Source organism: Bacillus sp. FSL W8-0519 (genome assembly GCF_038005585.1).
In the GTDB taxonomy this organism is placed as follows: domain Bacteria; phylum Bacillota; class Bacilli; order Bacillales; family Bacillaceae_G; genus Bacillus_A; species Bacillus_A paranthracis.
In genome coordinates this window covers 927,360-946,993 of record NZ_JBBOTL010000001.1, presented here as the reverse complement: position 1 = coordinate 946,993, position 19,634 = coordinate 927,360, and the positions used below count along the sequence as shown (strand labels likewise).

The following is a 19,634-nucleotide window of genomic DNA, read 5'->3' as shown; positions in this document are numbered from 1 at the left end:
TTTATCTTTCAGCGATGATTCTTCTCTCATAACTTTATTCTACTCTTACTGAAATTATTATCTCAAAATCTATAAAATCCACATGAATAAATCAAAAAAACCTTATCTAAAGCGACATATATACATTCGTAAGCAAAATAAAACGCTACGAAAAATATTTTTATATAATAATAAGAGAACGTTTAAATAAAAGATACATACTACTTTTTTAATCATTTAAAAAAATAAAGCTATCTTTTCTTATTAAAAAAGATAGCTTTATCTGTATAGACAACCGTTCTACCGCTTACTTTTTCGCGCCTTTCAACGACTCTCTCAGCACAAATTTTTGTAATTTCCCACTTGCATTACGAGGAAGTTCATCCACAAATAAATAATGACGTGGACGTTTATAATCTGCTAATTCATCACTTTCTTTACAATACGTTTCTAAATCAGCCTCTGTAATTGTTTCATCTTTCTTCACAACAACTGCCACAACACGTTCTCCCCATAATTCATCCGGCTCACCAAGCACCGCAACATCTAATATACCAGGATGACTATGGAGAAAATCTTCAATTTCACGTGGATAAATATTAACGCCGCCACTAATCACCATATCATCCACGCGATCTGCGACGAATAAATAGCCGTCTTTATCGAAGTAACCTAAATCACCAGAGTGATACCACCCTTTATACATCGATTTTACATTTGCCTCTTCTCGGTTATGATAACCAGCCATCATAGTTGGACCGCGCAAAATAATCTCTCCTACTTCATAAGGAGGCAATACATCATCTGGTTCTGCCGGTGCATCTTCGTTTGGTTTTACAATTCGAATTTCATGACTAAAGCATGGCGTGCCTGCTGAACCTGCTTTCGTAATTTGATCTTCTTCTACGAGAAACGCAACAACTGGTCCCATTTCTGTCATTCCGTATATTTGAACAAGATCAATATAAAGACGTTCTTTACATTCCTTCACTAATGCTGGCGCCATTGCAGCCCCGCCGTATATACCGATCTTCATTGACGTTAAATCATACTGCGTTAAATCTTTTTGCAACAGCATATTCCACATCGTCGGTGCTGCAAAGAATGTCGTAATCTTCTCTTCTTGAATTGTATGTAATACTGTTTCCGTATCAAAATGATGTAAAATAACATTCTTTCCGCCAACTTGAATACGCGGGATAATTCCAGCATTCAGCTCACCGCAATGATATAAAGGTGCAACGACAAGTCCGACACTATCTCGATTATATTTTAGGAAATACGTACAAATCATACTATGCTCAGCCATTTCACGATGGCGATGTAATACACCTTTCGGATGACCAGTCGTACCGCTCGTATACAGCATCGAACAATAATCCATTTCATTAATTTCGATATCTATTTTCTTAGAAGATGCTGCGTTCACTTTTTCATGGTAAGAACTTGCATAAGAAGGTGTATCGTCTTCTACATACCAAAAAGACGAATTCGGAAAATCTCGTTCAATGATAGCGACAGTTGGCTCAACTGCTTTTTCAAAAACAACGACTTTCGAGGATGCATCCTGAAGAATATAAGATACTTCTTTTGCTTTTAAGCGGAAATTAATTGGGTTAAAGATCGCTCCAATTTTTGCACAGGCTAAGTAAACGTTTACAAATTCACGGCAATTATATAAGTAAACAGATACCGTATCGCCCTTTCTTACCCCTTCTTCTAATAGAGCATGCGCCGTTTTATTTATTTGCTCATTCCACTGTTTATACGTCCAGCGAATATTTTTTTCTGGTTCCACTAACGCCTCTTTATTCGGATACTTACCAACAGATAAATCAAATATTCTCCCTATCGTCATGTACATGCCAACAATTTCCCCCTTTTCTCTTTCATAAATCTATCATTTCGTCCATAAGTAGACATTGTCCTTTAATGATTTGACTAATTTTTCTGATTATTATCGACATAGTTTTACAAACAGTTCCGCTTTTGGGGGTAAGTGAAATTATATCGGCGATTTTCCGGATATATCGGCGCAACTTGAATTATATCGGCGTTTTTCCAGATATATCGACTTACCGACAAAAACTGACAAGATAAAAAAGGAGCTGTCCCGACTCGGAACAGCTCCTTTCTTCTTATGCAAATAGCTCTTCTAAAATTTTCAGTTTATCTTCTGTATATTTTACGAAGCCATCGTTATATGATTTTGGATCTTTCGGATTCGCAAAGTGCGTAATTGCACCTGTCTTCGGGTGAACAAATTTACTTGATGCCCCGCAGCCAAGTCCGATAATTGATTGTACTTCTTCCATAATGACAATGTTGTAAATACTTTCTTGCGTCGGCATTGCATAACCAACGTTCTCTAAGTTACCTAAAATATTCTTTTGACGGTATAGGTAATATGGTACGTAATTATGCTTTTGCGTCCACTCTTCTGCTTCGTGCATCATCGCTGTAATTTCTTCGCGACCTGCTACTTTATATTTACGTTTGTTTTGCGTCATTTCGGAAGCACGTTTAAATGATAACGTATGAACTGTTAATGATTCTGGCATTAACTTTTCTGTTTCATCTAGCGTATGCTTGAAAATATCTAACCCTTCACCAGGAAGACCAATAATTAAATCCATATTAATATTATTCATTCCCATTTCACGAGCTAAATGATACTTCTCAATTGTTTCTTCTACAGTATGATGACGTCCAATTGCTTTTAATGTTTCTTGATGGTATGACTGCGGATTAATACTAATACGGTCAATGTTCCATTTATTTAACACTTCTAGCTTCGCTGGCGTAATTGTATCTGGGCGACCTGCCTCAACTGTTACTTCACGCACATTTTTCACATCTGGGAACGCTTCATACATTTCTTCATACAGCATATCCATCTCTTCTGCTGTAATACTTGTCGGTGTACCGCCGCCGTAATAAATCGTCGTAACTTTTACACCTTTTTCTTTTAAAAACTTACCAATTTCACGAACTTCATAATGTAAACCACCTAAGAATGAATCAACAGAGCCTTGACGTCCGTTAATTGCATACGCCGGGAATGTACAATATGCACATTTTGTTGGGCAGAATGGGATACCGATATAAATACTTACTTCCTCTTTCAAACGATATAAATCCGGAACTACCGCTAATTGGCAATCAACGATACGTTGAAGGAGTTCAATTTTCTCTTCATGAATTAAATAACTTTCACGAAGTTCTTGGTGTGCTTCTTCTTTTGACATACCGTTTTGAAGCATTTTATGAAGAAGTTTCGTTGGACGAACTCCAGTTAAAATACCCCAGCTTTGTTCAATACCAGTTAACTGCTGAAGAACAGAAAGATATACATAAGAAACAACGTGCTTCACTTGCTTCATACGCTCTTTTTCATCTGTAAAAGCAGATAAATCTTTTGCGAATGTTTCTTCATACACATTTCCAGTCGCAACATCTGTTAAACGAGCTGATGCTTTCACATTCTCTTCAATGTGTATATCAACGATAAGATTTGCTTCCTCTTGTTCAAATCCAATCGTACTATCTTCAAAAAATAAGCCGCCAATATTTTGTAGCGGACGTAAAAAACGATCATCTTGTAACGTTTTAATTGAAATTAACAACATTATCACCTTTTCATTTGCAAACTCTCTTTAGTTTACTTGAAGGGCGTTTGCAGGTCAATACAGAAGGTTTTACCTTATTTTCATATCCTATTTAAAACAAACTGAATATTGATTTTTCATGAACTTTCCCTAGTTGTATAGACATTAGAATATACTCTTGTTACAATCTAGAACGTATTAGTACTTGCTACTAATTTAAATACATATAAAGGAGGACTCTTAACACGCACGAAAGACTATCACGTGTTAAAACAACTATGAAAAAAAAGTTTTACAACATTTTAGCATTATCTTTGGCATTACAAACATTTGTAGCGCCTACCCATTCATTCGCAGAAAGTATAGAAAAAACTGCGGAATTGTCTATGGATGAACAAGCTTTAAAAAGCATTGAAGAACATGCAAAACAGCATAGACATGACGAAGAAAACGACCTTGAAATCTCGAGTGAATATCTTCTCCACTTATCAACAAAACTTCCACTATACAATTCAAATGACTTAAAAACGAAAACAAATATTGAAATTGCTGAACCAGTAGTAAAAGCAACGAAGAAAAAAGGGAATGCATATTACATACAAACTACGTTTGGTGCTGGCTGGGTTAATAAGGAAAGTAATAGTTTAGAAGTACAAGAGATTCATAAACTCTCGAATCAAAAACTAATCGTAACAGAAGAAGCATCAGTATATTCCTTCCCTTTCCAATCGTTTAAAGAAGAAACGAAATTACAGCCACAAACAGTAACTCCTACTGAACAAGCTGGGAATTGGTTTAACATTCAAATGAACGGAACTGAGAAATGGATTTATGCTCCTTCAGCTACATTCGACGGTACGAAAGCATCATTATTTGAAAAAACAGGTGCTATCGAAAAGAGAAGCGCAACTTTCTTCAAAACACCATCTAATTTACCTACAAATAACGTTTATGGTGTTACATTTAAAGAAATGATTGTTCCAAAAGGAAATGAAAATATTCGCCCTGGCTACGCAATGGAACCGAAATACATTACAATTCATGAAACTGCTAATACAAGTAAAGGTGCGAACGCTTTAAATCATGCGAAGTACTTAGATAATCAAGCTCGCGGAAATACTGATCGTTCAGCGTCTTGGCATTTTACAGTAGATGACAAAGAAATTTATCAACATCTTCCGCTAAATGAAGTTGGGTGGCATGCTGGAGATAAAACTGGAAACTATGAATCTATCGGAATTGAAATTGCTGTGAATAGTGATGGAAATTATACGAAAGCGGTAGAAAATGCGCGCAAGTTAGCTGCTTTCTTAATGAATGAATTAAACATATCTCTAGATCACGTTCAAAAGCATCAATTTTGGAGCGGAAAAAACTGCCCTGCATTTATGATTCAGCGCGGACAATGGGATGCTTTCTTAAAGGGCACGAACGCTTACTATAACGAACATCGTAAAGATGTTATGCCGCCGCCAGAAGTCCCTCATGAAAAAGACGACATTTCAGGTGGTTGGTATGAGCAAGACATTCGTCAATTAGCTGCTAGAAAAATCATGTTCGGTGACGGCAATGGTTCTTACTGGCCAAACCGCCTCGTGACACGAGCTGAGTTTGCAAATTTAATGTCGAGAGCTTTAAAATTACCTGCTGGAAACGCTAAATTTACAGACTTAAACGAAGCACACCCATCTTTAATAGATGGAATTAACCGCGCCGCTAGCGCAGGGATCATTAATGGTCGTGGGAATAATAAATTTGATCCCAATGCTACAATAACACGTGATGAAGCTGTTATTATGATTGACCGTGCATTAGAATATAACTGGATTTATAGAAAAGAAGTGAAATTACCATTCACTGACCAACACTTAGCATACGATAAAAAAGCATTACAAAATGTTTACGCATACGGAATTGTAAAAGGTAACGAACGAAATGAATTCGTACCAAAAGGCACAGCAACACGCGCTGAAGCAGCCGCATTTTTAAATCGAATGCTTAAAGTTATTGAAGCTTAAACAAAGAAAAACGTAGCCAAAAGCTACGTTTTTCCTTTATCGTTTCGGTGTATTTTTATGATTCTTCAAAAACGGAAGCGGGAATTGCTTGCGGAAATGCTCTTTAATCATATACTCTACGCCGTTCTCACTATTTGAACGTGTAATCCAGTCGGCCGCTTGTTTTACCTCTACAGGCGCGTTCCCCATCGCTACTCCGAGACCCACATTTTCAATAACCTCTAAATCTTCCATGCTATCTCCAATGGCAACCATTTCGTTTAGCGAAATATTTAAATGCTCTCCAAGCAATTGTAATCCACGTAATTTTGATACATTTTGTGGCAAAATTTCTATTCGTTTTGAATCACATTCAATATACTCTATATCTTGAAACGCTTTTCTTAATGTATTCAGTCCTCTTTCTTTTTCACCTTTCGTTTGGAAAAGAACATCAATTTTTGGCGCCGCGACTGGATGATCACGAAGCGCATCACCTAACGAATCTACAAATTGAACTGGATAAAATAACGGATCAGCACTCGATAGCACAGTACGCGCAATTAAGTTTGGTGTATTTCTCTCACGATTTCCGATTGAAAACCGTTCATGAGAAATGCGGACGTTACAGTCAAAATGCTCCAATACTTGCACAATGTTAAATGTCTTCTCTTCCGATAATCTTCTTTGAACGTACGGCTTATCTAAAGTTGCTGAAACGAAAGCACCGCCATGTGTCACTAATATAGAATCTAATTTTAACGCCTTTGCTACTTTATGAGCGGACTGAAAATTCCGGCTCGTAAATAATGTAACGTATACGTCTTTTCTTTTTACAAATTCAATTGTTTCACGTAATCCTTTTGCAATTTTTCCGTTGTTGTATAGTAGTGTCCCATCTATGTTAAGAGCTAGTAAGCGATAAATCATGTCGCACTCCCCCTCTTCGCTGTTGTACTCTATCCATAATTTATGAAATAAATGTAGCAAATAGAACGAGTTAGAATTACTACTGAAAATTTGGTTTACTATATACATATACACTTAGTAAAGGAGATAGTACAATGCAAGCACCACCTTCCTTTTATGAAGGCGATACGTTAGAAGTCGCAAAAAAATTACTCGGACAGAAACTTGTTCATATTGTAGATGGAATAAAGCGAAGTGGAATCATTGTTGAAGTAGAAGCATACAAAGGTCCGGGTGATAAGGCCGCACATAGTTACGGCGGCAGACGGACGGATCGTACGGAAGTCATGTTTGGTGCGCCAGGACATGCTTACGTATATTTAATTTACGGTATGTACCATTGTTTTAACGTCATTACAGCACCAGTAGGCACCCCGCAAGGTGTTCTCATTCGAGCCCTTGAGCCAGTAGATGGAATCGAAGAAATAAAACTAGCACGATACAACAAAACCGAAATTACAAAGGCGCAGTATAAAAATTTAACGAACGGACCTGGCAAACTATGCCGTGCACTCGGAATTACTTTAGAAGAACGAGGCGTATCATTACAAAGTGACACATTGCATATTGAACTCGTCCCAGAAGAAGAACACATATCATCACAATATAAAATAACAGCAGGACCTCGTATTAATATCGACTATGCAGAAGAAGCTGTACATTATCCGTGGCGTTTTTATTATGAGGGGCATCCGTTTGTTTCAAAGAAATAAAGTGAAACTTTAATCAGTGGGGAGTGCCTTCATCCCCCACTGATTATTAGTTGAACCAATCGGACTTTTATGGGCAGTTGATCCCCCGCCTAACTTCTTTGCTTTCGCTGAATTTGGAGGTGGGGATCTTACTGCCCATTAAAGCGGGATAAACGATATCAACGATTCGACAAGGAATAACATTACAAATAAAAGAAGACTGTTCCAAAATGGAACAGTCTCTCCCTTTTTACTCCGCACCTTCCGCAGTCGCAATATTATCCTCTAAGTTTTCTCTAGATAATTCAGCCGCCATAAAATCAGCTGTTTCTGGAAGTGCTAAATGCATATGAGCTTTTTGACAAATTTGGATCGTACAGTTTTCAACCACATAATCGAAAACATGTCCGCCTCCGCTTCTTTCATCATCAATATAATGTAAGTGGAAACCAGCTACACCAATACCTTGCGCATAATCTGGCGTCCAAAATCCAGCAAGCGTACCTTCTGTATTTTCAAATGAGAAGATTGGTTGTGATTTCGTCACTTCAACGAGTGGTGTATACGGTTTTTCTTGTCTTGGAACCGTTCTCGTTCTTACTTCGCGGAACGTACCATCCATTCGAATACCATAAAATAGGTTTTTACTCGGCATTAATTCATGTAATAAAGCTTCCACTTCTTCACGATTCATCGGATGCTCCACTGTATAACTCATTTCTTTCTCAAAAAACGTTACAGTCGCAAACGGTGTTGTTTCTTCTGGCTCTACTTTTTCTGCTGAACCGTCTGAACGTAAATGATAAAATTCGTTATCAAACGCAATCATTTCACCATCTAACTGATCAAATGTGCCGATACCGAAATCACCACGTTTTTTCAAATCTTCAAAGCTAATCACACCATCATATATACCATCTAATAGCGCAAGCATTGTAGATGTTTGATATACTTCATTACTCGTTTTCGTTCTTTTTGCATCAATATCAATTAATTGCGCAACCGTCATCTCAAATCTGCCTCCATTAGTTTAATTGGTTTGGTAATAATTTTTCGCTTAATTTAATGTTGTCACGATAGTCAATTGGAATATCAATAATGACAGGACCATCTGCTGCTAATGCTTCTTTTAATACCCCTTCTAATTCATCAGGCGTGTTAACACGAAGACCTAACGCCCCGAAACTTTCCGCATATTTCACAAGATCAACATCCCCAAACTCTGTAGCTGATGTTCTGCCGTATTTCATCATTTGTTGGAATGCAACCATATCATATGTGCCGTCTCTCCAAACGAGATGGACGATTGGAGAATTTAAGCGTACCGCCGTTTCTAACTCCATCGCTGAGAATAAGAAACCACCGTCACCTGATACGGAAACTACTTTTTTACCTGGTTCTACTAAAGTAGCTGCGATTGCCCAAGGGAGTGCAACACCTAACGTTTGCATACCGTTACTAAATAATAATCTACGTGGTTCATAAGAACGGAAACATCTCGCCATCCAAATAGAATGGGAACCGATGTCACATGTAACAGTTGTATCGTCACTAATTAAAGAACGAAGTGTACGAATCACTTGAAGTGGATGCGTAACACCTTCTGAAGGACGATTTGGAACTTCTGCTTGTTCTGATAATTTCGCACGTAATCGTTCTAATACTGCTTCTGATTTCGTACTTAACACAAGTTTCGGTAATTTTTCTGCGATACTATTTACTGTTAAGGCAATATCACCAATTAATTCACGCTCTGGTTGGTAATCATGATCGATATCTGCTTGATGGTCATCAAGATGAATAATCGTTCTGTCCCCAAGTTTATTCCAGAATTTCGGATCATACTCAATTGGGTCATAACCGATAGAAATAACAAGGTCCGCTTCTTCTAGTAAAATATCACCTGGTTGGTTACGGAATAAGCCAACGCGGCCGAAGAAATGATCTTCTAATTCACGTGAAATCGCACCAGCTGCTTGATATGTTTCAACGACAGGAAGTTCTGTATCCGCAATTAATTCACGAACAGCTTTCGTCACTTCATTTGTGCTTGCTCTCATACCGAGTAAAATAACCGGCAATTTCGCTGCTTTTATTTTTTCTACTACGTATGTAATATCATGTGTGGGAGCGATTCCAAGCTGTGGCTTAGAAAGCGCACCGATAGACTCTACATTCGTTTCCGCAGTCATAACGTCTTGCGGAAGACTTACTAAAGTAGCGCCTGGATTTGTGGAAGTCGCACTTCGGAATGCATTTGATAATGCTTCTGGCACATTATCAGGATGCTCTACTTCTACGCTATATTTTGTGATTGGTTCGAATAGTGCAGCATTATCCATAGATTGGTGCGTACGTTTTAATCGATCTGTACGTGGAACTGCACCAGCTAAAGCAACAACGGGATCACTCTCCGCATTCGCAGTAACAAGACCTGTCGCTAAATTTGATGTCCCTGGTCCTGAAGTTACAAGACATACGCCCGGTTTTCCTGTTAATCTACCAATCGCAGCTGCCATAAATGCTGCATTTTGTTCATGACGACAAACAATTAACTCTGGTCCTCTTTCTTGCAGTACATCAAATACAGAGTCAATCTTCGCTCCTGGAATACCGAAAACATGTGTAACACCTTGTTTAATTAAACAATCAACAACAAGATCTGCTCCTTTTGTTTTTGTCTTCACGTCGTTTGCTTTTACACCTGTACTCAAACTAACCATTCCTTTGTTTCATAATTTGTGTAATAAAGATTTTAAACTTCACCTGGTTAATTAATGTGGTGAAGTATTATTTATCATTATATTACAAATGCATTATTTTTCCAACGATATGAATTTGACAGTTTTATGACACTCACTAAGGAATGCGCTTACAACCCTTTATTTATCTTAAAATAATATTTTTATATTTTCTCGAAAAAATCTAACAAACTTCCATCTCATCACGGTACCAAAATGTTTACAGTACCTTGCAAAGAACACTACTAAATGATATATTTGTAAATATTGGAACACCCATTAATTGGAATAACATTCATAGTTAGTATATCCCCCTCTCAAAAAAGAGCGGATTCTCAGCTATAATTCATTATTTTATAAAGGGAAGTGATTACAATGAACAAAAGTGAATTTTTAAGCCAACTTAGTTCCTCCCTACGGAATATACCTAATTCAGAAAAGGAGGATATCATCTCAGAGTACGAAACTCATTTTATTAGTGGTAAACAGGATGGAATATGCGAAGAAGAAATTTCTAAAAAACTAGGAAACCCTAAAGCTATTGCTAAAGAACTTAATGTTTCCTATGCAATAAGCAATGCTGACAAGAAACGAAGCTTCAAAAATATGATAACTGCACTATTTTCTGTTATGAGCTTAAGTGTTTTAAACTTTGCCTTTATCTTTATCGCCTTTTTCGTACTACTCTTTTTATTACCTTTTCTTCTAGCACTAATCATTGCCACTCCAGTATTAATTATTTCACCTATTTTATTAATAGGATTAGGATTCTTTAAAGGGTTTCATCAAATTAGTTATTCCGATGTTTATAATGTGTTCATCGCTTTTTGCGTCGGTTTACTCATATCCGTCGTATGTTATCAAATGGTCAAACATATATACGCACTTTTAGTAAAGTATTTGAAATGGAATATAGCTATTTTACAAAGACACTAATGAATAAAAAAGGAGATTAAAATGAAGAAATATACTTTATATTCACTCATGCTACTTACAGTTTTATTTCTATCAGCTTGTTCAAACAGTGCACAACCTAAGGAAGAAAACGATGTACAATCTATTAAAGATGTTACGGTTAAAATTCCGGAAACTATATTCACTTCCTCAAAAAAGAATGAAACGATTAACGAAGATGAAATGAAACGAAGTATAAAAACTTATTTAGATTATAGCGGAGAGTTATACGAAAACATCGTTCCACTTTCGTCAGTCATGTCTGACGAGAAGGTTACGGAATCCGACCGAGAGAAATTACAAAAACTAATAGATTTAGCTCAACAAAACGATGCGAATTTCCTTAATTTTATTAATAACAATACGATCCCTCATGATTATAAACAGCCTTCAAAGGAAATTCATGATTACATTTCAGCGTCTACGGCACTTTCAGTAGAATTAGGGCAAGAACTAGACAAACTCGCTGAAGATGGCAACTTGTTCAAAACCGATTTTTCTTTTACAAAGCGCTTTGAGAAAGTGAATGGAAGAGAGCAAAAAGAGATTGAAAAGTTTTTGAGGGAAAAGAACATTGAGACTGAGTATTTCAAAAAATAATTCAAGTTGTATTAAAACATAAAAAAAAGGACCTTCATAAAGAAGGTCCCTCCAGAATTAACAACAAATAACAACGGGCAATAAAAATCTCTATACCGACAACATATAGTATTTTTATAATTGGAGTAACTCACCCAAAAAGTTACCCTTTACTTTATTAACAATAATAAAGTTAACAAACGACAAATTATAATACAGTGAATTCTTTTGCCGTGTCTCAAAATAATCGACTGTATTATAAATTAATTCTATTTTTTATGTATAATCAAATACGACTATCCAACCTAATAAAAGGCAATATATTAAGCTGTCAGTTCTCGCGAGTTTTTTGTTTGCCTTTAATGTAACTATACTATAGTCTATTCTTTATATCACCGAACACTTTTCTCGTACAAGCGCATTTCTCCTTGCGTGACCACCGCAATTTATTGCATCGGACCTACTAACATCTACTTTAATGTCCTTTATATTCTCCGAAAACTTCAATTAATAAACTCTTTTATAACTAATCCCTAAATAATGAAAAGGAGCATCTATTAAAAGATGCTCCTTCTCACTATATATCATTTCACTCATTAGCTGGAACATCACTTAATGACCAAGTAAATGTTGTTTCATATGATGTCGCATACTTCGTTGTCTCACCAGGTATATCCAATTGAATACTTGATTCTTTTGTCTTATCATTTCCAAAACGATACACATATGTTACTTCTTCTTCTCCAGACTTTCCTACAAGAACATTTTGTGCTGCTCCTGACCCATCTGCTGTGACATCGAAAGAATCTCTAATAAGGGATAACCCTGGCATCTGTACACTCGAAATGATTTCTGCATTACGGAATGTAATTTTCGCTCCTGTCAATTCTCGACCTTGCTTATCTTTTAATGGACCATTTTGTCTTACTGATAACGTCCACGATGACATATTGGCACGATTATCCGTTATCTGTACATAATTCATTTTTGTAGAACCATCTTCTAACTTTTGTCCTTTTGCAAAATAACTTTCGTTCTTAGAAGAAATGAAGTGCTCTCCAAAGTTTAAAGAAGATGCAAAGTCTAAACTTAAAGGACCTTTCGTACCACCTACCGGCTTCTTATCTGGCTTTGTTTCATCTATTGGATCAACCGGTTGCTTCGGGTCTTCTGGATCAATTGGTTTTGTTGGTTCATCATATGGCTTAACTACTAAAGCTGCTTTATCTGCAATTGTAATGCTTATCTCATCACCTATTTTGACAGTTCCATCAGCTTCAATAATTGGCTTATTTCCTTTCACAATTGCTTCATTTATAAATGTTTTCCCAGCACCAGAACGTAACACTTCTGTCTCAAATATGAATGCATATTCTTCTACATGCTTCATATCACCAATTTGAGCTAGTAATTTATTTCCTTGCACAAGAACTGGAATGCTTGTCCCTTGCTCTTGTCCATTTATTAGTTTTACTACTTTTCCGCTGCCCTCTTTATACTGTAGATACTCTGGTAACGTATCTTCTATCATAACGTTCTTAAGAGAAGACGCTATTTCTTCTTGTTTCAACCGAACAGTATACTGAATCGTATCTCCAAACTTTACTTCCCCGCCGTTTACATCGATATGAGATTTTTCTCCACTTAACTTCGGTTCTTTCGATTGAATAATTACTGTTGCGGGATTACTCGGATCCGGTTCAAATTCTCCTCCTCCATTAGGAAGATCAACTTTCGCTTTCACCGTATTCACTACTGCTTTTTCTATTGCTTTCTCATTCAAGACAGCCTCAAATGTTATTGTAGCTTTTTGTTCATTCACTAACTGACCTAGTTGAAATATTAGCTGCCCTTCTTTTTCATCTATTGTATATTTCGCTTCTGGCATACTCATTTGAATCGATGCCTTATCTACTGTAATACCCTCTGGCAATTTATCAAATACATTTACATTGACACTATTAGCAATAGAACCTGGAATTGTATTTTCCACAGTTATCGTATATTTAACACGATCACCTATATGGTATGTATCGCCACCATCTACTTTTTCTACTGCCTTGTTTAGTTTAATAAATGGATTCAATGGTAAAACTGAAAAGTCAGCTTTACTCTCTCTCGTTACAACTTTATTATCCGGCTGCTCGTATGTTAACTTTGCTGTATTACTAACTGTTTTTTGCATCGCAGAAGGTAATACTTTTACAGGGATTTCTACGGTTACACTCTCATTTCCTTTAAGAGATGGAATCGTATAAGATAACTGCTTTCCTTCATGCTGAGTTGACATTTCCATATTATCTGGTTGTTTCGTTATCTTTATTTCTCCCGCTGGTTCAATCCCTTCTGGCAGAAGATCTTCAATCCGTACATTTTTTGCCTCTGAATGTATAGCATGATTTTCAACTTTAATGGTATAGTCCATAAAATGCCCTGGGAAAACCTTGTCTGCACCATCACGTGATTTTACTGACTTTTGAATCGACACATCTGCATCGGGATATTGTATTGTGGTCGATGCTATATTTGTCTTCTCCCATTCCGTATAAACATCTTCAGCTGTTTCAAAATACATGATAGATGCTTGATTTTTCACCTCACCAGCTTGCATAGCTTTTACTGGTATAGTAAATTCAATCACATCATCTATATCAAGCTCACCTTCATATTGCATTTGGCTATAATTATTTTGAGATGGAAATTTTAGATTAACGGTACTAGTCTCCTCCGTCTCCGCACTCGTTACTTTCGCAGTTGGTTTTCCGTTCGCGATTACTTCTTCTGGTAATACGTCTTTTAAACTAATTTTTTCTGCCGGGAACCCCCCGACATTTTTAGCTGTAATTGTATAGTTAAACGTATCACCCACTTTTACTTGTTTAGGTGCTTTTTTTTCAAAATCTAAACATGCCTCTGTTCCAAAGTGAACATTATCTATAAAGTTTCCTATACTACTATTCACTCGTGGAGTATAGAAGCCTAAATATATATCTCCACTATCCGGAAGTTCGTCTGCTGGAACTTTTACATTTCTCTCTTCCCACTTCCCAGTCGCTCTATATTCAGGAGATGTATAAATTGCGTTAATTACTTCTCCCTTCATACTAGAACCACTTCCACTCGTCTTAATTTGTGGGGTCCCTGCACCACTTACGATATGCATTGTTTCAGCTGGTGATGTTTGACGTTGTTTATGGTATACACTAATATGTATATCTTTTTTAGGATTTGGCACGGGAATCTTCGTATATAAAACGCCACCTACCGCTGCATTTAATTCAGCATATTGATTCCCCTCTTTTGCACCACTATATCCAAGTGATTTATGCTGAATTTCAATTAGTCTTCCAGATTGTGCGTCTGGATATCTTTTTTTCAAAGCATCCGGTACTTCATTGTTGTACTCAGCTTTCGTTAAGCTTCGAAATGGTATTGTGTCCCACCCAGGCACCTCTTCTGGTATAAAAAACACATCTCCTCTTTTCCACAATGGCTTTTCAAATCCACCATTAACAGTTCTCACAGGATGTCCACACATCTTCCCAGGTAAATCGTCATCCACTTGTTCAATCCTATCCTGTGCCATGGCAGTTGGAATTTGAATATTACTTACTGTAGATAGTAACAGTAACATAACAAAACAAATTTTCATGAGTTTCCTTAGCACATTATTACCTCCTATCTTGCTCTATTTATCTAGCATCCTCTTATTCATTTTTACATATACAATGAAAAATCTGAGCAAAGAACTATTTTCTCCATCCATTGCTCAGATTTTTTACATGTATTACATTTTTACTTTTGTTCTTCTTTTTTTGATTTACGGCTTCCAAGGAAATAGAAGAATATCGCTATTAAAATTAATAATATTCCTCCGAGCACATAGTACCATGTGTAATCCTTTTTAATAGATACATCTGATTTATTATATTTCTTTGCCGTATCGGCTTTAATAACAAAGTCTTTCGTCCAAGTCCATGTTTTCCCTTTTGACTCGGCCGTAATTGTAGCTCTATATTCTCCCGCCTCTAATGGCTGTCCTTCTAACTGAATTGGATAATTAAAATTAGAATTAGGTGCCATCTGCATTCCTTTTTTTTCAGAGTGATACAATACTTCAGATGATCCCTTACGTGAAATTTTTGCGTCTATCGATAGCTGATTCACTAACATTGGCTTTGTATTTTGAATATTAGCGTTAATGACATTTCGAGCATTCATTTGTCCCGGAGCTACATCGTTTAATGTTAAATGAGGTTCTACCTCATTATCATTTTCATTCAACACTAACCCAACAACATAAGAATAACGATTTTCTATGGATACGTTCTTTTTTTGTTGTGGCTTATTATCTTTCTTTTCTTTTTCTTGTAGTGAAATACCACCTAATAAAATACCATCGAATTCTTCCTCTGGCATTTTCACTTCCACTGGCAATTCAATTTGACCTTTTGCAGGTACTGTAATTTCATTAACAGTTTTAACTACATCTGTAATTGGTAGCTTTAATGTTTTATCATGTTCTTTCACTTCCATGCTATAATCCGCAATACCATTTACATTTGTTACTGCTACATTAACTTTCGGTTCGATTGTAACAGCCTGTTTTGTATCGTTCGTCAATACTATCTTCAATGTTTGTTGTTGACCCGGTTTAACTCTTAAGTCAAAATACGTTTTATTTTTATCACGTTGATTTTCTGGAATAATTGGCTTTACTGCAAAATTTAATTCTGCTGCTAAAGTCTTAGATTGATAGGCACTACCTAATCCAACCATAAATACAGTCAATAATAGAATCGATACTATTTTGTTCACATATTTCATTTCATTTAAACACCTTTCCAATTTAGAACGCAGGGCATAGAAGCAGAAACAATATTTTTTTATTTATTCATGTATTTGATAACTCTCACATTAATAGCGTTTATTCAGCAACATATATTTATTCTTGTTCAGATTGACCCACTTCATTTGCTGGTACATCTGATAAAGTCCATGTTAATGTCGTCTTATACTCACCTGCATATTTTGTTGTTGCACCAGGCACTTCTAATTTGATACTTTTAGCTTTCGTTGCATCATCACCAAATTTATATACGTACGTTCCAGCACCCTCGCCAGCTTTTGCCTCTACTACATTTTGTACAGCACCTGTTCCATCTGCTGTTAAATCAAATGAAGGCATTACTCCTGATGGAATAGCTGATTTTGAGACTGTATTTACAACACCGTTAGTAAACGTAATTTTCGCACCTGTCAGCTCATTACCTTTTGAATCTACAAATTGACCATTTTGTTTTACAGATAATTTCCAACCCGCTTCTGTTCCGCGGTTATCTGTTACTTGAACATAGTTAGGTTTCTCTTGTCCATCTTTAAATTTTTGCGCTGCCGCAAAATATGTTTCATCTTTCGTTGAGATTACGTTTTCCCCAAAATCAAGAGAAGATGCAAAATCAATACTCAATGGACCATTTGTCCCTGGTTCTGGTTTACCATCTGGATTGGTTGGATCAACTGGTTCAACTGTTGTATTCGGATCTGGATTTTCTGGATCAACTGGCCCTGTAATACTTTCATTCGCTTTAAATTTTACAATCGCATTTGAATCTAATGTTTTCGTTTCTTCCGCAAATACAGCTGCTCCTCCAAATGATAATGCTGATACTAATAATGCGGATGTCGCTGTTACTTTCATAAATTTCATGTTTATTCCTCCGTTATATACTATATTTATTAGTTATTTGCTGGCGTATCTGATAAAGTCCACGTTAATTTTGTAGTGTACGCAACTGCATCCTTCGCTGTCTTACCAGGAATCGTTAAAGTTACTGCTGTATTTTTCTTTACCGCTTGACCGTCAATCGTAACATCTTCAAGAGAGCCGAAGCGTCCTACCCAAGTCCCCGCTCCTGAACCGTTTTTTGCCTCCATTACTAAAGACTCATCTCCATTTGGGTTCAGTTCAACAGGCTGTGTAATTGGTTTCGTAATACCTTCTGCATTACTTTCTGCTTCAATAGTACTGATTTTAATTTGAGCACCTGTTAACTCTTTATTTTGTGTTGCTTCATTTTTCAATTGACCTTCTTGCTTTACTTTCAAAGTCCAGCCTGCGTTTGTACCTCGTTTATCAGAAACTTGTACATAGTTTGCAGTTGCTTTTGTACCGTTACTGTAAGTTTGTGGTTCTGCATAATACACTGCATCCGCACCAGTAATTTTATTTTTGCCAAAATCTAAAGATGATGCATAATCAATACTTAGCGGTCCTGCTGTTCCAACATTCGGCTTGCCCTCTGGGTTTGTTGGATCAATTGGCTCAACCGGATTATTTGGATCTGGATTTTCTGGATCGACAGGATTTGTTACATCCATATTAGGCGTAAATTCCACTACACCATTCGTTTTATATTCGGCTGCTGATACAGGCATCCCTAACTCCGTAACTCCTAGTACTGCAACACTAGCAAATGCTGCAATTCCTAATTTCATCTTGTTCATAATCTCTCTCCTTAAATCTTTATATTTTTATTAACCATGCTAAAGTAGCCATTCCATCTCTTTCGAGAATTACCTTTAACAAGTGAATAAACGATTGGATAAAAATACCTTCCTCATAAAGTAGAACTATAATTAGTGGGGGTTTACGGGCAGTTAATCTCCGAACTCACTTCTTTGCTCCAGCTCAATTATGAGGCGGACTTTTTACTGCCCATAAATAGCAGGATAAAATTTTCCATTTTGGAGACCAATCCCTATTGTAGCTATCCTTCTTGAACACCAAAACGAAAAAGAAGAGCGTCATCACGCAAAAAAACTTCGCGATGACGCAAAAATATAAAAAACGAGAGAGAGAAAAACAATGAAATCGTTTTTCTCTCTCTCGTTTTTACAACTAACTTCTTCTACCCTTGTAAATTCCTACCTTTGTAACTAACATTACTAATGCAATAGAAAGAATAAAAAAACCTATACTTTGGAATAAATTAGAGGTTTCCCCACCTGTTTTAGGTAGTATACCACTTTTAATATTCTTATTCGCATCTATGTTAGCATCATCCGGTTTATTTGGATTTGTAGTCGGAGAAACATCGCTATTAAAAAACGTAATTCCAGCTTCCGAACTTATACTTTCTGCTAAAATTTGTTCCGGAGAACTACATGCGATTAAAAGCGAAAGAATCGCTATTAAAGTGTAACTATATTTTTTAAACATTTTATCTCCTTCCTTTATATTCTAATATCAGAAATTACATGCTAACATCCTAATTTACTACTTATATCATATAATCCCATTTCTAGATTAACTATGAATTACTAATATCGAAACGAAAAGAACACGCATCACCACGCAATTCTATTTCGGTGTAATATTCAAGAAAAACGGTATCTTACAAAAAGCCCTTTCTATAAAAGTTAGAAAGGGCTTTTTACTTATCTATTTAAAATTTTAAATTTACAGATGGGATAAACCATAGTTCTTTCGCCTTTTGTACGGCTTCCATTCTTGATGAAACTTGTAACTTATGAAATATATCGGTCAATTTATATTCTACCGATCTTTGACTCAAGTTTAATATTTCTGCAAGCTCTCTATTTGTTTTTCCTTTACCAACTTCAACTAGAATCTTCTTCTCTTCATCATTTAAAGAAACTATATTTTTCATTTCGCCTTCTATATTTATATTAGATGCATGTTCTACTATCCTTAACTGCCTTACAAGTTGATAAGGGAGAACCACTTCTTTTTTCACAGCATGGCGGATTGCATTTATCACTTCTTTCTCGGAAGAAGTTTTACTTAATACACCAAGTACTCCGTTATCCATTAATAAATTATAATGTGCAAACACATCAAAACCTGTAAAAATAAGAATAGCTGCCTCTGGTTGCACACTAAGTATATATTTAGAAAGCTCTAAACCATTTATTTTCGGCATTTGTAAATCTATTAAATATACATCATACTGCTTATTTTGTATGACTTCTCTTATTTCCTCACTACCATGTAAAACATCAGCTTGTATATCATCATATCTTTCAATTAATGCTTTCGTTCCTAAGCCAACTGCAACATGATCATCTACAACAAGAACAGAAATCATTTTC

At 36.2% G+C, this 19,634-nt stretch carries 15 protein-coding genes; 4 read left to right on the top strand and 11 right to left on the bottom strand.

Features of this window, described 5'->3' with window-relative positions:
• Positions 1-286: 286 nt before the first annotated feature.
• Positions 287-1,843, bottom strand: a complete 1,557-nt coding sequence (locus tag NST14_RS04950) for a fatty acid--CoA ligase (RefSeq protein ID WP_000282004.1) — start codon at positions 1,841-1,843, stop codon at positions 287-289.
• 274 nt (positions 1,844-2,117) lie between these two features.
• Positions 2,118-3,608: a coproporphyrinogen III oxidase gene (locus NST14_RS04945; protein ID WP_001998823.1), complete on the bottom strand. Its 1,491-nt coding sequence runs from the start codon at positions 3,606-3,608 to the stop codon at positions 2,118-2,120.
• Positions 3,609-3,865: 257 nt separating this feature from the next.
• Here NST14_RS04945 and NST14_RS04940 point away from each other — a divergent pair, with 257 nt between their 5' ends.
• A complete protein-coding gene (locus tag NST14_RS04940) occupies positions 3,866-5,605 on the top strand; it encodes an S-layer homology domain-containing protein (protein WP_229143244.1) in 1,740 nt (579 codons plus the stop codon).
• A gap of 36 nt (positions 5,606-5,641) precedes the next feature.
• On the opposite strand, the gene NST14_RS04935 is transcribed toward NST14_RS04940, so the two are convergent.
• Entirely contained in the window at positions 5,642-6,514 is an 873-nt protein-coding gene (locus tag NST14_RS04935) for a Cof-type HAD-IIB family hydrolase (RefSeq protein ID WP_000640425.1), read from the bottom strand.
• A 134-nt stretch (positions 6,515-6,648) separates the two neighbouring features.
• Here NST14_RS04935 and NST14_RS04930 point away from each other — a divergent pair, with 134 nt between their 5' ends.
• A complete protein-coding gene (locus NST14_RS04930; protein WP_098947203.1) occupies positions 6,649-7,266 on the top strand; it encodes a DNA-3-methyladenine glycosylase in 618 nt (205 codons plus the stop codon).
• A 229-nt stretch (positions 7,267-7,495) separates the two neighbouring features.
• Here the strand turns inward: NST14_RS04930 and alsD are convergent, their stop codons facing one another.
• Positions 7,496-8,254 carry an alpha-acetolactate decarboxylase gene (gene alsD, locus NST14_RS04925; protein WP_101218471.1) on the bottom strand — a complete coding sequence of 253 codons (759 nt, stop codon included), beginning with the start codon at positions 8,252-8,254 and terminating at the stop codon, positions 7,496-7,498.
• 16 nt (positions 8,255-8,270) lie between these two features.
• Positions 8,271-9,959, bottom strand: coding sequence for an acetolactate synthase AlsS (gene alsS / locus NST14_RS04920; protein ID WP_000103506.1), 1,689 nt, complete (start codon positions 9,957-9,959; stop codon positions 8,271-8,273).
• A gap of 402 nt (positions 9,960-10,361) precedes the next feature.
• On the opposite strand from alsS, the gene NST14_RS04915 reads away from it, so the two are divergent.
• Both NST14_RS04915 and NST14_RS04910 read left to right on the top strand, forming a co-directional pair.
• Positions 10,362-10,922, top strand: coding sequence for a DUF1700 domain-containing protein (locus NST14_RS04915; protein WP_001042981.1), 561 nt, complete (start codon positions 10,362-10,364; stop codon positions 10,920-10,922).
• A 21-nt stretch (positions 10,923-10,943) separates the two neighbouring features.
• Entirely contained in the window at positions 10,944-11,540 is a 597-nt protein-coding gene (locus tag NST14_RS04910; RefSeq protein ID WP_229143241.1) for an NDxxF motif lipoprotein, read from the top strand.
• Positions 11,541-12,108: 568 nt separating this feature from the next.
• On the opposite strand, the gene NST14_RS04905 is transcribed toward NST14_RS04910, so the two are convergent.
• The 6 genes from NST14_RS04905 to NST14_RS04880 all read right to left on the bottom strand — a co-directional run bounded on the left by NST14_RS04905 (position 12,109) and on the right by NST14_RS04880 (position 19,630).
• Positions 12,109-15,186 carry a WxL domain-containing protein gene (locus NST14_RS04905; RefSeq protein ID WP_229143239.1) on the bottom strand — a complete coding sequence of 1,026 codons (3,078 nt, stop codon included), beginning with the start codon at positions 15,184-15,186 and terminating at the stop codon, positions 12,109-12,111.
• Positions 15,187-15,314: 128 nt separating this feature from the next.
• Entirely contained in the window at positions 15,315-16,346 is a 1,032-nt protein-coding gene (locus tag NST14_RS04900; protein WP_229143237.1) for a DUF916 and DUF3324 domain-containing protein, read from the bottom strand.
• Between the two features lie 118 nt (positions 16,347-16,464).
• Positions 16,465-17,229, bottom strand: a complete 765-nt coding sequence (locus NST14_RS04895) for a WxL domain-containing protein (RefSeq protein ID WP_061185602.1) — start codon at positions 17,227-17,229, stop codon at positions 16,465-16,467.
• 29 nt (positions 17,230-17,258) lie between these two features.
• Positions 17,259-18,026: a WxL domain-containing protein gene (locus NST14_RS04890; RefSeq protein ID WP_153015598.1), complete on the bottom strand. Its 768-nt coding sequence runs from the start codon at positions 18,024-18,026 to the stop codon at positions 17,259-17,261.
• 394 nt (positions 18,027-18,420) lie between these two features.
• Positions 18,421-18,741 carry an LPXTG cell wall anchor domain-containing protein gene (locus NST14_RS04885; protein WP_229143235.1) on the bottom strand — a complete coding sequence of 107 codons (321 nt, stop codon included), beginning with the start codon at positions 18,739-18,741 and terminating at the stop codon, positions 18,421-18,423.
• 226 nt (positions 18,742-18,967) lie between these two features.
• Complete coding sequence (locus tag NST14_RS04880; protein ID WP_048558035.1) at positions 18,968-19,630, bottom strand: response regulator transcription factor; 663 nt, start codon at positions 19,628-19,630, stop codon at positions 18,968-18,970.
• Positions 19,631-19,634 lie beyond the last annotated feature (4 nt).

Excerpts from the sequence above, each read along its gene's own strand:
- NST14_RS04935 (WP_000640425.1), bottom strand. The coding sequence starts at position 6,514 with ATGATTTATCGCTTACTAGCTCTTAACATAGATGGGACACTACTATAC.
- alsD (WP_101218471.1), bottom strand. The coding sequence starts at position 8,254 with ATGACGGTTGCGCAATTAATTGATATTGATGCAAAAAGAACGAAAACG.
- NST14_RS04880 (WP_048558035.1), bottom strand. The coding sequence starts at position 19,630 with ATGATTTCTGTTCTTGTTGTAGATGATCATGTTGCAGTTGGCTTAGGA.
- NST14_RS04910 (WP_229143241.1), top strand. The coding sequence starts at position 10,944 with ATGAAGAAATATACTTTATATTCACTCATGCTACTTACAGTTTTATTT.
- NST14_RS04900 (WP_229143237.1), bottom strand. The coding sequence starts at position 16,346 with ATGAAATATGTGAACAAAATAGTATCGATTCTATTATTGACTGTATTT.
- NST14_RS04915 (WP_001042981.1), top strand. The coding sequence starts at position 10,362 with ATGAACAAAAGTGAATTTTTAAGCCAACTTAGTTCCTCCCTACGGAAT.
- NST14_RS04945 (WP_001998823.1), bottom strand. The coding sequence starts at position 3,608 with ATGTTGTTAATTTCAATTAAAACGTTACAAGATGATCGTTTTTTACGT.
- NST14_RS04890 (WP_153015598.1), bottom strand. The coding sequence starts at position 18,026 with ATGAACAAGATGAAATTAGGAATTGCAGCATTTGCTAGTGTTGCAGTA.
- NST14_RS04950 (WP_000282004.1), bottom strand. The coding sequence starts at position 1,843 with ATGTACATGACGATAGGGAGAATATTTGATTTATCTGTTGGTAAGTAT.
- NST14_RS04930 (WP_098947203.1), top strand. The coding sequence starts at position 6,649 with ATGCAAGCACCACCTTCCTTTTATGAAGGCGATACGTTAGAAGTCGCA.
- NST14_RS04885 (WP_229143235.1), bottom strand. The coding sequence starts at position 18,741 with ATGTTTAAAAAATATAGTTACACTTTAATAGCGATTCTTTCGCTTTTA.
- NST14_RS04940 (WP_229143244.1), top strand. The coding sequence starts at position 3,866 with ATGAAAAAAAAGTTTTACAACATTTTAGCATTATCTTTGGCATTACAA.
- NST14_RS04895 (WP_061185602.1), bottom strand. The coding sequence starts at position 17,229 with ATGAAATTTATGAAAGTAACAGCGACATCCGCATTATTAGTATCAGCA.